This is a genomic window from Bacillus sp. IS1 (assembly GCF_032461585.1).
GTDB classification, from domain to species: Bacteria; Bacillota; Bacilli; order Bacillales; family Bacillaceae; genus Bacillus; species Bacillus velezensis.
This window is the reverse complement of sequence record NZ_JAWCWR010000002.1, coordinates 849,766-864,664: the sequence shown is the minus strand read 5'-3', so window position 1 is coordinate 864,664 and position 14,899 is coordinate 849,766. Positions and strand designations below refer to the sequence as shown.

Sequence of the window (14,899 nt, the reverse complement as noted above, 5' to 3'; positions counted from 1 at the left end):
TGCTTATCGTATTCTCGTTTTTTCACTGCTTTTCCCGCCGCCCGGCCTGTAGGGATGCCCGTAACCGAACGCTCCGAACCCTCCGCATGTTTTGGCAGCCGTCCCGGCGGCCGCAGTAAGCGCTCGCCGAATATCCTGATGCTCGAAGAAATCGGTAAGAAACCCGGCGATAAATGAATCACCCGCGCCCAATGTATCTATTATATCAGCTCTTACCACCGGCTGATGATAGACGCGTTCCCCATCCGATAACACCGCGCCATATTCCCCCCTTGTCAGACAGACGATTTTCGCTCCGAAACCGCGGGCTTTTTCGGCAAGCCGCACACATTCACTTTCACTCAAATCACTCCCGGAAAAAAACGCATACGTCACGTACGGACAGACCGCTTCTAAATAGGCTTCGTCACGTTTTACAGAGAAGTCAAAGGAAATCGGCACATGGCCGCTCAGCATCGGAAGGTCACGTTCTATCCTGCTGTATACGCTCGTATGCAGCAGATCATGTCCGGCGATAAATGAGATGTCATTATCCTGAAAAGCGAGCGTCAGACGCGATTGCACGCCGCCTTTATTTGATCCGGCAAATATCCTGTCCCCTCTTTCATCAAGCGTGACGACCGCCATCCCGTTTTCTCCGTATGCCCGGCGGATCAGATCGGCATTCACCTTTTCCAATTTCAGCACATTCAATACGTGATCCGCCGCTTCATCACTGCCGAGAATCCCGATATAAGAAGTTTCGTGGCCTAAGCGCCGGGCAAGCACGGCTACGTTTAACGCATTTCCGCCCGGGTAAAACGTCTCCTGATCCTGATAATAATCTACTACATTATCTCCGGCCGCTATCAGTTTCATCTTTTCATCCTCCTTATCCTTTCACGCTTCCCGCTGCAATGCCGCGGATAAAATATCTCTGCATCAATAAAAACAGCGCGATGATCGGAGCAGCAGAAATCGTCAGCCCGGCCAGCAGCACGCCCCAATCCGTCTGCAGGGCATCTCTGAACTGCATCAGCCCGGCCGGAATCGTCCGTAAATTTTCATCATCGATAAAAATAATCGCAAACATAAACTCATTCCATGTATGGTAAGCCGTCAAAATGCCTGATGTCACAAGAATCGGCACACTCATAGGTAAGAATATTCTGAAAAATATTCCGAAACTTGTACATCCATCCAGATAGGCAGCTTCCTCAAGCTCTTTGGAAATCGACAAAAAATAGGAACGGATCAGAATCACGGTAAACGGAATACGATAGGCGGCGTACGGAAGAATCAATGCCCAATACGTATTGTACAGTCCCAATGACTGGATAATGGAGTACAGCGGCACAAGACTGACCTGCGGCGTCAGCATCAAGCCGCCAAGACAAATGATCAGCACAAACCCTTTTCCTTTAAATTGAAAACGGGCCAGCCCGTATGCCGCCCAGGCGCTCACAAATACGGTGATGAGACAAGTCAGCACGGTCACAATGACGCTGTTCATAAAATAAGCGGAAATCCCTTGGTTCCATGCGGATACGAAGTTTTCGGGATGCCAGACAGAGGGCAGCGACCAGCTGTGCTCAAAAATCTCATCCGAGCTTTTAAAGGCGCTGACCGCCATCCATAACAGCGGATAAGCAACGGCAATGAGGTAGATAAAGAGAAACAGCCACACAGACGTTTCCCCGACATACCATTTTCTTAGTTTTCCGCCTGTTCTGACGGCCTGACGGGCATGACGCAAGTCTGTCTTTTCAGGAAGCATCGGCTACTCCTCCTTTCCGGTCTTAAAGAATTTCATCTGAATAAGCGACAGAGCAAGCGTCAGCAAAAGCACCACCGTCGCGATCGCAGAAGCGTAGCCCATCATATCCTTTGTAAAAGCGCTCTTATACAAAAATGTGCTCAGCACTTCTGAAGCATTGCCCGGCCCCCCGCCGGTCAGAATATACGGTTCATTAAATACGGTAAATGCGCCGGTCAGCGTCATCACCACGGCAACAAACGACATTTCTTTCGTCTGTGGCACCGTAATGTGAAAAAACTGCTGGATTTTTCCGGCTCCGTCCAGCTGCGCCGATTCATATAATTCAGCGGGAATGCTCTGAATCGAGACAATATACAGCATGGCGATGTAACCGACAGACTGCCATTGAGACACAAAAATGACAGACAGCATAGCGGTGTTTTCATCGCCCAGCCACGCCCGGGTCAGTTCATCAAGTCCGACGGCTTCCAGCAGCTGATTCAAAAGCCCGATTTCCGGGTTATAAATAAAATCAAACAACAGCGCAATAACGGTCATGGAAATAACGACCGGAAGAAAAAAGACCGTGCGGAAAAACGGCGACCACTTTCTTACCAATCTGTCTTCCAGCACGGCCGCCAGAATTAAGCCGCCGCCAACCTGGCAAATCAGCGATATGACCGCATACAGCACATTGTTGCGGAGTGCTGTAAAAAACACGGGATCGTGAAACAGGTCAATATAATTTTTCAAACCGATAAACGTCTTTTCGGGTTGAAATGAGCTCCATTCAAACAGACTGAAAAACACATTCTCAATAATCGGAATGTAAACGAACAGCAGAAAAATCAGCGCGGGCGCGAGAAACAGATACGGAATGAAACGTTTTCGGCTGACCAAGGAAATCCTCATCTCCTTTCTCCAAAGAAATCTGTTCTATTCAGATGACGCTCTGACCTGACGCGCCGCTTTCTGCACGGAATTCATCACCTCGCGCGGTGTCATTGTGCCGCCGAGCATCTGCTGAACGCCTGCCGCATACACATCGGCGATTTCAACGTCAACATCCATATCAAACCAGGGCACCATTGATTCGGCGCGGACGATATCCTGCACGGCTTCGCGCTGGATCGGGGTGGAATTGTTTTCTGTCGCCGTTCCTTGAACCGCGCTGTATTTACCGACGTCTTTTATCAGCTTCTCTCCCATTTTTTTCGAGGTTAAAAACTGAAGAAATTCCATGGCTTCTTTCGGGTGCTTCGTTTTTGAGGAAATCATAAATCCTTCCGGAGATCCGGTCAGTGCACGGGGAGATCCCTTTTCGCCGCTGATTTTCGGGAAAGGAAACAAGCCCAGATTGACCGGTTCGACGAGCTTAATTTCTGCCGTTTCCGCATAAATCATCGCCGCTTTGCCGCTCGTAAACTGCTGGCGCACGTATTCGTGATCAACGGAGTTCACGTGCTTTGTAAAGTACGGCAGAAGTTCCTGAAGCTTTTCAAGCGCTTTGACATAGCCTTCGTCCGTAAACTCCCCGGTTTCCGGGCTGTAATCCTTCGCCCGCGTTTTTTCATCCACCATACGCTGGTTCAGCGTCCCGATATAATGAGAAATCGTCCAAGGCGCTTTTGTGCCGAAACTGATCGGAATATATCCGTTCTCTTTCAATTTCTCAGAGACTGTGATCAGTTCATCCCATGTCGCCGGGGGCTTCAAATGTAATGTATGAAAAATGTCCTTATTATAAAAGAATGATTTAGCGTCCATTTGCCACGGAACGCCGTACTGTTTTCCGTCATGCGTAAAGGGTTTGATTTGTGACTGCACAAGCTGTGAGGACCAATCTTTATCCTGCTGATAGTAAGACGACAGATCGAGGGCTTTATCTCCTTTGATGAATTTATAAGCAAACCGGTCGCTCCATGAAAAGAAAATATCAGGGGGGCTCGTTGTTCCGAGCATGACTTTCACCTTGTCTTTATAAGAATCGTTTAAGACCGCTTCCGTTTGGATATGAATATCCGGATGAGCGGCTTCAAATTCTTTGACCGCTTCTTCAAAATAGCTTTTTTCCGGCTCCTTCGGCCACCTGTGAAAAAACTTCAAGGTCACTTTTCCGTCAGAGGAACTGCTTTGGCTTGAACAGGCGGCGGCTGACAGACATACGGCTAACAGAACGAACAGGCAGATGAGCTTTTTCAGATGCTTTTCCTCCTTTGTCACCGGACTATAACGTTATATATCATTATAGTCCGGTGAAATATAATGCGCGTTCTTAATATTCGACTTTCCACATGTAACGCCGCTGGCTTAACGGATGGTTCCTTGCTTCCGCCAGCGCATCCGCATAGCTTCTGAGCACCCGGTTTAATACGAGAGGAGCCAGATAGCCTTTTACAGAATCGTCAATTCCGGAAAAATCATATGCTGCCGCATCAAGCACAGTCAGTTTTTTGCCGTATCTTTTTGAGAAGGAAAGCGCCCGCTCTTCAAGGGGTCTTGTTTCGTCTAAGCCGAGCAGGATAATAAATGGAACGGATTCATCAATGATTTCGAACGGGCCGTGAAAATATTCTCCGGCATGAATGGCGTGGGAATGAATCCATTGCATTTCCATGAGAATGCAGATGCTGTAGGAGTAAGCGACGCCGTAGTTCGCACCGCTTGCCATCGTGTAAATGATATCTTCTTTTTCGTGGGCTTTCGCGAATGCCTTTGCGTGATCCGCTTCTTGTTTAAGCGCTTTGTCATATACGGTCTGGAGCTTATTGAGTCCGTCGATCGCCTGCTCAAACGCGGGATGGTTTTCCAGCACGTGTAAAGCGCCGAACACGATTTGATACAGAACCCCGTAATTCGTATTTATCGCCTGTGCGTTCTCACCCCAGTCATAAACCGCGACATATTCGGCTTCTTTCGCTAACGGCGAATCAGGCTCATAGGTCATCGCAATCGTAAGCGCGCCTTTTTTTCTGGCGAAACCGGCGGCTTTCACCGTTTCCGGCGTATTGCCTGAATGAGAACATAAAATCACGAGAGAGTTCTCTCCGAGCTGAACGGGATTGCGCTGAATAAATTCATTTGAACTGTAGAGATCAGAGCTGATGGCTTTCGCCTCTCTGTCAAACACGTACTTGCTCGGATACATAATGGCTGAAGAACCCCCGCAAGCGACGAAAAAGACGTGGTCAATCGTTTTTCCTTTCAGATCATCCAAGAAAGCCTGAACCTTGTGATTCACTTGTGCGGCAGTTTGACTCAAATCCTTCACTCCTCAGTGTTTTATTATATAACGTTATATAACATTATATAACGTTATATTAATCGCAACAAAGGTGCGTTGTCAATCATATTTTCTGAAATTTCTAAAATATAAAATAAACCCGCCTTATTTCCCGCCCTCTCTTGACCTGACCCTTAGAGACACGTTTAGAATGAAAAGCAGGGAGTGATTCAGAATGAATATAAAAGAAGCCGCCAGGCAGACGGGTCTCACGAAAAAAGCCATCAAATATTATGAGCAGGAAGGTTTAATCACCGTCAGCAAAAACCCTGATAACGGATACCGTGAGTATTCCGCTCAGAACGTGAATACGCTGAAAATGATTGCCGCCCTCCGAATGCTGGCACTGTCTGTAAGCGATATTAAAGCGTTCCTCTTAGAGGGCAGCAGTCTGCATGATATACTGCGCCAGCAGCATCAAAAGCTCAGCCGGCAGATTGAAGAGCTTGAGCAGGAACGGAAACTGACTGAAATGCTGATCAAGCGCGTGGAAGATGCGGAAAATGTCGATTCCATTCTGCATGATATCGGCGAGGTCAAAATAGATGAACCGAAGTATATGGGACTTCAGCTGAAAAAACTGTTCCCGGGAGATTTCGGAGAATTTATCGCCGCGCTGTTTGAACCGTTCCTCGACTTTTCTATTGATACAGATGAGAAAAAAGCGATATGGGCGGAGCTTATTAAAGTATTGGATGATATGGAAGAAGTTCCGGCTGAACACCCGATGATGCAGCTGGTCGGCAAGGAGGATCCGGCTCAGCTCCAGCAGCACAAAGTCCAGCATGACCAATTTATCGAGCGGATTTTGGAGAGAGACCCTGCCACTTGGGACACTCATAAAAACATCATCATTCAGCTTGTGAAAAGAGTGCAGACAGATGAAGAATACAGAGAAAGCCTGATCAAGGTCGGAGAATCCGCTTCTGATCTGCCCGCGCTGAAGGCGGGATCGCCTTTCAGCAATCTTCTTCAAAAGCTCAGCCCGAAATATGACACGTACGTGCGACTTCAGCTTGAACTGAAAAAAGAAGCCGACGAGGAACTCGGCTTTGATTCAGAAGCATATTTAAAAGAGATGCTTCAATCAAAAAAACGCTAAGGTTCGTTTCCTTAGCGTTTTCTTTCTTCAGCCTCAGTGCTGCGCGTTAATGCGGTCAACGACATTAGCGATGAGCTGCTCTTTTCCTAAGTCGGAATCTTCGTCAACGCTTGCTACTGTCAAAATGATGGCCGCTACCGCAAGAGCGATCGTCTCAATGGCGGCCGCCGCGTTTAAAAATACCCATACAGCCGTTGCGCATTGGCCGATGGCCGTTGATTTTCCTTTGTCCATGCTCTTTTTGTCAAACTCTTCTTTCAGCACTTTCGCCATAATCTGCGAACCTTGATCAATGACGCTGTTCACTTTCTCATAATCGCCGCTGTAGACCGCCGCTTTCAACTCTTTAAAATAATCCGGCGATGACTTTTTAATATCAGTGATCACCTGATCGGAAACTTGCTTTAATTCATCCTGATCAATCTTTTTGACAGCCTTGGTATCCCATACTTCAGGAAGGAGCTTTGCGACCTCACCTTGTCCGAAAAAGATGCCGGAAAAAATGTCTTCACCCGAATAAGAGACGGATGGCTCAGTTTTCGCCGCGGCATGCGGGCCGACTAATGCAACCATTAAAACAAACACCAGCATCATGGCAGCTGCGGACTTCTTGCTTTTAACCATATAATTTCCTCCTTTTCCTTTTATTGAAAAAATTGTATCTGATAAAAAGGGGATTGTAATGGTTCAAAGCTACTGTTTTCTCTGCCGGCACCAAAAACAGGACCAAAATACCAGCCACCGTAATGGAAAACGAGGTAAGCCCCAGCATAACGGCAAAGATTTCGTGCATAAAAATGGATATAAACAATATCAGACGCCAATATGTTTTCGGAGCGAACAAAGCGCAGAACATAATGGTTTGCACAATAAGCGTGCCCCAAGTCGGGATGATGACAAGCTTGGACTGCAGGATAAAGTCAAACAGACCGTGAAGCGCATCCGGCAGACCCAGCATCGGATCGTTCAAATAGTAATAAACGGCAGTTCCGTTCTGCCACTCTTCTTCCATCAGTTTGGCAATGACGGAGTTAAAATACAGCATTGCGACCTGTATTCTGATGATTGTCAGCGTCGCCCAGCACAAGGAGCGGTAATAAGGCTCAAGCGGCCTTTTCTCAAAAGACGCCTCGTACGGAGACCAGTGCCATTTCCGCGGATCGGTTAATGTCAGCGGGAGCAGCAGCAGTGTAAAAACGGCAGCCACCTGATCTCCTCCGTCAAGGGTAACGGCGGAGTTTTGGAAGCTGTACGAAATCCACCAGTGAAAAAAACCGGTGATTCGCGGCCGCCAGCCAATGACGACAAGGATTAACATACAGATACAAACGGCTTTGACGATCTCAATGTAACGGAAATCGGGAAACAGCAGAAACAGGCTGAACGTGTCGGAAAAGCTGAGCATTTGATTTTGCGTTTTGAAGAAGACAGATGCCGGATTGAACAGCAATGTCAGCAGCGTGCCGAGCGCGATTAAGCTTCTGGCAAGCCCGTACACATTTGTCCAAGGCGGATTCTTCATCATCCATAAGGTGAGCTGCTTTTTTGCATCCTGAATCAATTGACATCCACTCCGATGTATTTTTTGATGGTTCTTTTCGTTTCGGTATGCTGGCTCCATGCCCACGGGGTAATGCGTTCATATGTAATGATCATTTTCCCTTTCAGCCTTGGGGAGGGGGACTCATTTTTCATTTTCAAAAATGTGGTATCCTTAAAGTCTTGGCCAGCCGCAAAGTCATTCCACTTCTCTTTGGAAGGCAGCTTTTCCAGCATAAGACCGAGCTCTATCCCTTGCGTCCGCCCGTAGCGGTTTAAGCCGATCACATTTTTCAGAGAATTATTCGGCCATCTGAGCTCCTCATCGGCATCAAGAAGATAGATGTTCAAGCTGTCTTCTCTCGGATCTTTACTGAAAAATCCCCAGCTTTGCGGATAAATCATGGAAACGGTTTTGGATTGATGCTTGGTTAATTGGATGGCAGAGCTTGGCAGTGCCGCGATGACGGTAAAAAACAAAACGATGATCCAGGCGGCCATGATAAAAAGAAAGAATGAAAACATGCTGGTTTGCTTCTTGTCAGTCAATTGAAACCCTCCTAGCGTATGGAAATTTCATTGACATGATTATACACCAATCAACAGGTAAAATATTGGTAAATTAGATTTTTCGAACTAATATACTATTATATGTAAAAAAGGAGTGTTCATATGTTTTTGATGAATGATAAAGTGCTGTGGGGAGCTGTGGTTCTCGCCTTTATTCTGTCGATTGTGTTTTATCCGTTTCTTCCTGCTGATATGGCCATTCACTATGACGTGTCAAACCGTCCGAATACATCAATCAATAAAACGGCCGGCGTCCTGATTTTTCCTGTGCTCATGATGATCTGCATGTTATTCAGAAAAAAGGTCGTCCAGCTATTCCTCGTCGTTTACTGTCTGCTGATCGTGCATATTGCCGTGATGTGGCTGGCACTGTAAACATAAAGAAAACCGGAGCCCTTAAGCTCCGGTTTTTCTTATTTATAAAATACTTTCTCAATGTTGTATTTCGACTGAAGGGTATTGATCGCGTACGTTTCGTAAATCTCCCTTTCCATCGGATCATTTACGACACATACTTCAATTTTATACACTTCGTCCCTGTGATGTTTAACAGGCGACACATTGTCTTCAAAATGCTTTTTGATTCTTTGTCTTAATTTACGGGCTTTCCCGACAAACAGCAGTTCATCATGAATGTTATAAAACATAAATATGCCGCCTTTGTCTCTCGGAATTTGGTGAAAATCAATGAAACCGTAAATCGCTTTAATCGCCGGTTCATTCTCCGACGGTGACTGATGCCGTTCCGTAATGGTTACATCAGGAGCAGGAAGGTTTATTTTTATCAAAATGGGTCACGTCCTCTTATTCATTAAAGCTCCATCCTATCATAAGAATGCGCCAAAAGCTATTTTTTATTCAAGCGCCCCGGCCGGATCATAAAGGCTTAAATCAATTTCCGTCTGCTGACCGAGCGCGAGTTTCGCCAGTTCAGCCCCCAGATACGGCCCGCTCGTCAGTCCTGAGGCGCCCAGCCCGTTGGCAACGAGGAGCCCGCTGATATTCGGCACTTTGCCGATGACGGGAAGAAAACCGGGAGTAAACGGCCTGAAACCGACTCTTGTCTCTATTACAGTACTGTCTGAAAGGCCCGGCGCCACGGTTAATGCTTTGTCAAAAATCTCGCGGAGACCGCCGGCCGTCACCCGCAAATCCATGCCGGTATCGTTTTCATGAGTCGCACCCGCTATGATTCTGCCGCTGTCAAAGGCGAGAATGTATTGATCGTTTGGGGGCATGACGACGGGCCAGCCGCCCGTCTCCTCTCCCTGAAGCTCTAAATGAACGATCTGCGCCTTTTGGTATGATACTGAAAAACGGATGCCGAGCGGCTCAAGCAGCTCTCTCGCCCAAGCGCCGGCCGTTACGAGAACCTGGCCGGCAGTAAGCGTGCGTTCTGCGGTTTTCACACCGATGACGGCACCGTCCTCTGTCAATATTGACGCTTCTTCATTGTAAACAGCCGCTCCGTGCTTAACGGCCGCATTTAACAGCGCCTTACGTAGCGCCCTCCCGTTCACCCGGGCCGCGCCGCTGACATGAACTGCCCCGTATTCCTCCGACAGCGCGGGGAACAGCGCCTTCGTTTCTTCCGGAGTCAGTCTTGTAATGTCACCGATTTCAGGGGCATCCTCTCTTCTTTTATAAGCTCTTTCCTCCATTTGGCTGAGCTTTTTTTCATCCGTATGGAGGCTGACGGCTCCGACCTTTTGATAACCGGTTTCTGTTTCTCCGTCAGCTTCAAGCTGCTGTATCAATCGTTCATAATAACGGGCGCCGCCTTTTGCGATCGCATACCATGCCTGATTGCGGCGCTGTGACAGCCACGGGCAGACGATCCCCGCCGCGGCGTCAGTCGCCTGCCCCGGGTGTTTCCGGTCAATGACCGTTACATCCGCCCCGGCCTTTGCGAGATGATAAGCCGCGGACGCACCGAGAATGCCGGCCCCGATAATCATATAAGACTTCATGTGTAACACCTTTTCTATCTGTTTTGTCTTATTTATTTTAACAAATGGAGCGCTTTGCTTCGACCTTTTGCCCCCATATGAAAAAGCAGAAGGTCGACCAATCTCTTCGCTCTCCTATCAAAGATTCCATCTATCAATAGAGAAAAGGTGATGTCTTAAACGTAAATCATCATGGATGTGAAGAAAACACAGACCCTAAATCGACAATCGCAAGCTTTCAAACAGCAGCCAGTATCAATTCAAAAGTCATAATCAACGTATATACAGATCAAGAACAAAAGAGAACATCAAAGAACGCGGCTAAGTATCAAGCCCCGTCCTTATTGAGAGGATAAAGGCATTATCACTATTATCCTTCCACTATATAAATTGATCTATCATACTATTTTTTAGTAAAAACAAAAGTATAGTATCCATCAGCTTCTCCAGTTTTCATCTTAATCGCTGATCTTCCATAGGCTGATTTACTGCTGATTTTACCATGCATTGTAGAATACTGCGTTAGGGTACCTGTAGACTTTCTTTTGTATGGTTTAAAGGCTATATATCCAGATTGGCCTTTTTTGAGCGTAAAGGAATATGTAGTAGAATAAGATTTTGCTGACGTAAAATTAAAACTAGCTCCATAGTTTATAGCTTGAATTTCTGATGAAGCATTAACACTGTAAGACTTAGATACAGTAGCTTGCGTCTGTTTATCTACTCTGCACGATGATGTAGTACACTTAATTGTTGCTGAAACTTTAATAGGGTCACCATAATATTTAGTGGCTGATTTTTCTTTATATCTCCAATATCTAAGATCAACGTCAGCATAGGGCTTAAATTCTAATTCGTCATTACTTTCCTCAGAAACAACAAACTCATTCTCTAAATCTTCGTTTTCTTTTATTTCAGTCGTTTTTTCATATTCATCTTTTGAAACAGGTACAAGCCCATGTTCTGACGCTTTGAATGGTGCGATTACTGCACCTTGTTCCTCATCATAAAATTTTTCTACATTTGAATCAGATAGATTAATAGTATATTGCTCGACAGCGAATCCTTTCGAGGGATTTCCAAAAATCATCAAAAATACCACGAAAACTGCAATCAAAAGCGTAACTTTCTTTTTCATATACACCCTCCTTATTTTTATGACACATTAAAATATTACCAGGGAAGTATATTTTTGTAAACTAGGTGTGATTAATTTATACTAGGAATTAACAAATAATATATTCCAGATTTCTTATCCACATGAGGGGTTACATTATTATCTGTCTGAGTTTCAATTTTCAGATTTTTCGTTTTGTTAAATCCAGCATATAACTTATATTTTTTACCTGAATAAGACTTTACATCAAATGAAATATCTGTCTTATTATTCTGATTTTTAAGCGCTACACCATTTCCATTCTTTACCCATATAACTTTTTTATCTTTCCATGCCAATGTTCCTGTTCCTATACCCATTTGTTTATTTTCTTCAAATTTGTATATCACAACTTTTTCATTGTCAATTTCCTTTGTTTCATATATAAAATCAGTGATATAAGGTGATTCTTGTTTAGCATACTGTAAAGCTTCCTGTTCAGTATTAAATTTTTTCGCTGAATCAGGAGTTTCATTATTCTTAATAAAAAACAAACTGATTATGAAAATAATACAGATGACCAATAAACAAATAATGATCTTTTTCCCCTTCATAACAATAGTCCTCCAATTTAGAAACATATTAGCTATTATTATAGCAATTTTACAGTAATAAAATAAAGCTCCTATGGATTTAATTTCAAAATAGTCAGTCATTAGTTATTCGATTTCCTCATTTTATTATGAAACGCGGCATTACTTTTAACATCCCAAATCAATTCGGACGGTTTGCGGCAGATATATTACAACCGTTCCCGATCTCTCCCTATACGTGGTTTATCGGTGATGGAGAGGCGTATATTGAGTTCAAAGAAGACACCGATACAGACCTGTTTCCGCAAAATCAGCGCATCATTCAGGGTCAAGAACTCCGTCAGCGTCTGGAAGGAAACCCTTATTATATGATTTTTGCTGAATTGAAAGCTTTCCCGGGCGGGATGGTAACGGAAATCAATACGTATGAGGAATATTTGGAGAGTTCCTGTGAGCTTGTGCTTCTCATTGCAGATTGCTCGTATGTAACGTTATATTGCAAAGATCCGGTTATGCTCGAAGCCCTTTATCAGCAGGCTGTACAATGCGGGTTTCACCGCGTTGACTATGTTACAGATGAGAATGACGCGAGAACGGGATTGTCTGTCTGATGAAGGTGCGTTCTTTTTATGAAGCGCCGGATAGGGCTTAGGATTCAAAATATTGACAAATTCGTGTGTTTTCAACAAAAAAACAACCCCCTCATGTATACTGAGTGCGTAACTTACATATGAAAGGGGTATGGCAATGAAAATCAGCTTGAAGAAAAAAGCAGGTTTTTGGAAGAAGACGGCGGTTTCATCTCTTATTTTCACCATGTTTTTTACCCTGATGATGAGCGGTACGGTTTTTGCGGCCGGGCTGAATAAGGATCAGAAGCGCCGGGCGGAACAGCTGACCAGCATCTTTGAAAACGGAAAGACGGAAATCCAATACGGATATGTTGAAGCGTTGGATGACGGAAGAGGTTACACTTGCGGGCGGGCCGGCTTTACGACGGCTACCGGAGATGCGCTGGAAGTAGTCGAAGTATACACGAAAGCGGTGCCGAATAACAAATTGAAAAAGTATTTGCCTGAATTGCGACGTCTTGCGAAGGACGAAAGCGATGACATTAGCAATCTGAAAGGATTCGCTTCTGCCTGGCGCTCACTTGGCAATGATAAAGCCTTCCGCGCTGCCCAAGATAAGGTAAATGACAGCTTGTATTATCAGCCGGCGATGAAACGTTCAGAAAATGCCGGACTGAAAACGGCCTTGGCAAAAGCAGTGATGTACGATACGGTGATTCAGCATGGCGACGGCGATGATCCGGACTCCTTTTATGCCCTGATTAAACGCACGAACAAAAAAATGGGCGGGTCACCGAAAGACGGAACTGATGAAAAGAAATGGCTCAATAAATTCTTGGATGTGCGCTATGACGATCTGATGAATCCGTCAGATGAGGACACTCAGGATGAATGGAGAGAATCGGTTGCCCGTGTCGACGTTTTCCGCGATATTGTCAAAGAGAAGAACTACAATTTAAACGGGCCGATTCATGTCCGGTCAAGCGAATACGGTAATTTCACTATTCAATAAACAAAAAAACCCCGCCATATGGCGGGGTTTTACTATTAACCGATGGAACCTTCCATTTCGAATTTAATCAAACGGTTCATTTCAACTGCGTATTCCATCGGAAGTTCTTTTGTGAACGGCTCGATGAAGCCCATAACGATCATTTCTGTTGCTTCTTCTTCAGAAATACCGCGGCTCATCAAGTAGAAAAGCTGTTCTTCAGATACTTTTGATACTTTCGCTTCGTGCTCCAATGAAATGTTGTCGTTCAGGATTTCATTGTAAGGGATTGTATCAGAAGTTGATTTGTTATCCATAATGAGCGTATCACACTCGATGTTTGAACGGGCGCCGTCCGCTTTTCGTCCGAAGTGGACGATACCGCGGTATGTTACTTTTCCGCCCTGTTTGGAAATCGATTTTGATACGATTGTGGATGACGTATTCGGTGCAAGGTGAATCATTTTCGCACCCGCGTCCTGATGCTGTCCTTTGCCCGCAAGAGCGATAGAAAGCGTCATGCCGCGCGCGCCTTCACCTTTCAGAATGACAGCCGGATATTTCATCGTCAATTTAGAACCGATGTTTCCGTCAACCCATTCCATCGTCGCGTTTTCTTCACAAACCGTACGTTTCGTTACTAGGTTGTAAACGTTGTTCGCCCAGTTTTGAATTGTTGTATAACGGCAGTAGCCGCCTTTTTTGACGATGATTTCAACAACCGCGCTGTGAAGCGAGTTTGTTGTGTACACAGGAGCCGTACAGCCCTCTACGTAATGAACGCTTGCTTCTTCGTCAACGATGATCAGTGTACGTTCGAACTGACCCATGTTTTCGGAGTTGATGCGGAAGTAAGCTTGAAGCGGTGTTTCAACCTTCACGCCTTTAGGCACGTAGATGAAAGATCCGCCGGACCAAACAGCTGAGTTCAGCGCCGCAAACTTGTTATCAGTCGGCGGGATAACTTTCGCCCAGTGCTCGCGGAAAATGTCTTCATTTTCTTTCAGCGCGCTGTCTGTGTCTTTGAAGACGATGCCTTGCTCTTCAAGATCTTCTTTCATATTGTGGTAAACAACTTCGGATTCGTACTGTGCAGAAACACCGGCAAGGTATTTTTGCTCAGCTTCAGGAATACCGAGTTTGTCGAATGTCTGTTTAATTTCCTCAGGCACTTCATCCCAAGAACGCTCTGAACGCTCAGACGGCTTTACGTAATACGTAATTTCGTCAAAGTTTAAAGAGTTTAAATCCCCGCCCCACTGCGGCATCGGCATGTTGTAGAAATGCTCAAGAGATTTCAGGCGGAAATCAAGCATCCATTGAGGCTCTTCTTTCATGCGTGAAATTTCTTCTACGATTTCTTTTGTCAATCCGCGCTCTGAACGGAAAATGGAAACGTCCTTATCGTGAAAACCGTACTTGTATTCACCAATTTCAGGCATTTTTTTAGCCATCCATTTTCACTC

At 45.3% G+C, this 14,899-nt stretch carries 16 protein-coding genes and 1 pseudogene; 4 read left to right on the top strand and 13 right to left on the bottom strand.

Annotated elements, in window-relative coordinates; translation table 11 throughout:
- Nucleotides 1–3: 3 nt before the first annotated feature.
- From RUW00_RS12425 to RUW00_RS12405, 5 genes are all read right to left on the bottom strand, one after another.
- Complete coding sequence (locus tag RUW00_RS12425; RefSeq protein WP_103526640.1) at nt 4–858, bottom strand: PfkB family carbohydrate kinase; 855 nt, start codon at nt 856–858, stop codon at nt 4–6.
- Between the two features lie 13 nt (nt 859–871).
- Nucleotides 872–1,756, bottom strand: coding sequence for a carbohydrate ABC transporter permease (locus RUW00_RS12420; RefSeq protein WP_280144605.1), 885 nt, complete (start codon nt 1,754–1,756; stop codon nt 872–874).
- A gap of 3 nt (nt 1,757–1,759) precedes the next feature.
- Nucleotides 1,760–2,650 (bottom strand): carbohydrate ABC transporter permease, encoded by an 891-nt coding sequence (locus RUW00_RS12415; RefSeq protein ID WP_012118373.1) that lies wholly within the window; start codon nt 2,648–2,650, stop codon nt 1,760–1,762.
- A gap of 24 nt (nt 2,651–2,674) precedes the next feature.
- Nucleotides 2,675–3,940, bottom strand: a complete 1,266-nt coding sequence (locus RUW00_RS12410) for an ABC transporter substrate-binding protein (RefSeq protein WP_029973610.1) — start codon at nt 3,938–3,940, stop codon at nt 2,675–2,677.
- A 73-nt stretch (nt 3,941–4,013) separates the two neighbouring features.
- Nucleotides 4,014–5,000, bottom strand: coding sequence for an SIS domain-containing protein (locus RUW00_RS12405; RefSeq protein WP_014418814.1), 987 nt, complete (start codon nt 4,998–5,000; stop codon nt 4,014–4,016).
- A gap of 196 nt (nt 5,001–5,196) precedes the next feature.
- Here RUW00_RS12405 and RUW00_RS12400 point away from each other — a divergent pair, with 196 nt between their 5' ends.
- Complete coding sequence (locus tag RUW00_RS12400; RefSeq protein ID WP_017418972.1) at nt 5,197–6,123, top strand: MerR family transcriptional regulator; 927 nt, start codon at nt 5,197–5,199, stop codon at nt 6,121–6,123.
- A 33-nt stretch (nt 6,124–6,156) separates the two neighbouring features.
- On the opposite strand, the gene RUW00_RS12395 is transcribed toward RUW00_RS12400, so the two are convergent.
- The 3 genes and pseudogenes from RUW00_RS12395 to RUW00_RS12385 form a co-directional block, all read right to left on the bottom strand.
- A complete protein-coding gene (locus RUW00_RS12395; protein ID WP_017418971.1) occupies nt 6,157–6,747 on the bottom strand; it encodes a sporulation delaying protein family toxin in 591 nt (196 codons plus the stop codon).
- Nucleotides 6,748–6,831: 84 nt separating this feature from the next.
- Nucleotides 6,832–7,648 (bottom strand): annotated as a pseudogene (locus RUW00_RS12390) (sporulation-delaying protein SdpB family protein); the annotation flags it as partial.
- A 32-nt stretch (nt 7,649–7,680) separates the two neighbouring features.
- The gene (locus RUW00_RS12385; protein WP_137987873.1) at nt 7,681–8,211 is read right to left on the bottom strand and encodes an SdpA family antimicrobial peptide system protein; all 531 of its coding nucleotides are present in this window, start codon (nt 8,209–8,211) and stop codon (nt 7,681–7,683) included.
- A 123-nt stretch (nt 8,212–8,334) separates the two neighbouring features.
- Between RUW00_RS12385 and RUW00_RS12380 the strand changes: the two genes are divergently transcribed.
- Nucleotides 8,335–8,607: a DUF1648 domain-containing protein gene (locus RUW00_RS12380; RefSeq protein WP_007410095.1), complete on the top strand. Its 273-nt coding sequence runs from the start codon at nt 8,335–8,337 to the stop codon at nt 8,605–8,607.
- A gap of 38 nt (nt 8,608–8,645) precedes the next feature.
- Here the strand turns inward: RUW00_RS12380 and RUW00_RS12375 are convergent, their stop codons facing one another.
- The 4 genes from RUW00_RS12375 to RUW00_RS12360 all read right to left on the bottom strand — a co-directional run bounded on the left by RUW00_RS12375 (nt 8,646) and on the right by RUW00_RS12360 (nt 11,891).
- Nucleotides 8,646–9,020, bottom strand: coding sequence for a nucleotide excision repair endonuclease (locus RUW00_RS12375; RefSeq protein ID WP_095270506.1), 375 nt, complete (start codon nt 9,018–9,020; stop codon nt 8,646–8,648).
- A 66-nt stretch (nt 9,021–9,086) separates the two neighbouring features.
- Complete coding sequence (locus tag RUW00_RS12370; RefSeq protein ID WP_094296272.1) at nt 9,087–10,202, bottom strand: NAD(P)/FAD-dependent oxidoreductase; 1,116 nt, start codon at nt 10,200–10,202, stop codon at nt 9,087–9,089.
- A 382-nt stretch (nt 10,203–10,584) separates the two neighbouring features.
- The gene (locus RUW00_RS12365) at nt 10,585–11,319 is read right to left on the bottom strand and encodes a DUF6060 domain-containing protein (RefSeq protein WP_021493999.1); all 735 of its coding nucleotides are present in this window, start codon (nt 11,317–11,319) and stop codon (nt 10,585–10,587) included.
- 71 nt (nt 11,320–11,390) lie between these two features.
- Nucleotides 11,391–11,891, bottom strand: a complete 501-nt coding sequence (locus tag RUW00_RS12360) for a hypothetical protein (protein WP_280144606.1) — start codon at nt 11,889–11,891, stop codon at nt 11,391–11,393.
- Nucleotides 11,892–12,019: 128 nt separating this feature from the next.
- Between RUW00_RS12360 and RUW00_RS12355 the strand changes: the two genes are divergently transcribed.
- Together RUW00_RS12355 and csn are read left to right on the top strand one after the other, a co-directional pair.
- Complete coding sequence (locus tag RUW00_RS12355) at nt 12,020–12,481, top strand: DUF2691 family protein (protein ID WP_071181967.1); 462 nt, start codon at nt 12,020–12,022, stop codon at nt 12,479–12,481.
- 136 nt (nt 12,482–12,617) lie between these two features.
- The gene (gene csn, locus RUW00_RS12350) at nt 12,618–13,454 is read left to right on the top strand and encodes a chitosanase (RefSeq protein ID WP_003151879.1); all 837 of its coding nucleotides are present in this window, start codon (nt 12,618–12,620) and stop codon (nt 13,452–13,454) included.
- 35 nt (nt 13,455–13,489) lie between these two features.
- Here csn and sufB read toward each other — a convergent pair whose 3' ends face one another.
- A complete protein-coding gene (gene sufB / locus RUW00_RS12345) occupies nt 13,490–14,887 on the bottom strand; it encodes a Fe-S cluster assembly protein SufB (protein ID WP_007410090.1) in 1,398 nt (465 codons plus the stop codon).
- Nucleotides 14,888–14,899 lie beyond the last annotated feature (12 nt).

Coding starts and splice junctions, on each gene's coding strand:
- RUW00_RS12355 (WP_071181967.1), top strand. CDS start 12,020: ATGAAACGCGGCATTACTTTTAACATCCCAAATCAATTCGGACGGTTT.
- RUW00_RS12370 (WP_094296272.1), bottom strand. CDS start 10,202: ATGAAGTCTTATATGATTATCGGGGCCGGCATTCTCGGTGCGTCCGCG.
- RUW00_RS12380 (WP_007410095.1), top strand. CDS start 8,335: ATGTTTTTGATGAATGATAAAGTGCTGTGGGGAGCTGTGGTTCTCGCC.
- RUW00_RS12420 (WP_280144605.1), bottom strand. CDS start 1,756: ATGCTTCCTGAAAAGACAGACTTGCGTCATGCCCGTCAGGCCGTCAGA.
- RUW00_RS12425 (WP_103526640.1), bottom strand. CDS start 858: ATGAAACTGATAGCGGCCGGAGATAATGTAGTAGATTATTATCAGGAT.
- csn (WP_003151879.1), top strand. CDS start 12,618: ATGAAAATCAGCTTGAAGAAAAAAGCAGGTTTTTGGAAGAAGACGGCG.
- RUW00_RS12365 (WP_021493999.1), bottom strand. CDS start 11,319: ATGAAAAAGAAAGTTACGCTTTTGATTGCAGTTTTCGTGGTATTTTTG.
- RUW00_RS12400 (WP_017418972.1), top strand. CDS start 5,197: ATGAATATAAAAGAAGCCGCCAGGCAGACGGGTCTCACGAAAAAAGCC.
- RUW00_RS12395 (WP_017418971.1), bottom strand. CDS start 6,747: ATGGTTAAAAGCAAGAAGTCCGCAGCTGCCATGATGCTGGTGTTTGTT.
- sufB (WP_007410090.1), bottom strand. CDS start 14,887: ATGGCTAAAAAAATGCCTGAAATTGGTGAATACAAGTACGGTTTTCAC.
- RUW00_RS12360 (WP_280144606.1), bottom strand. CDS start 11,891: ATGAAGGGGAAAAAGATCATTATTTGTTTATTGGTCATCTGTATTATT.
- RUW00_RS12415 (WP_012118373.1), bottom strand. CDS start 2,650: ATGAGGATTTCCTTGGTCAGCCGAAAACGTTTCATTCCGTATCTGTTT.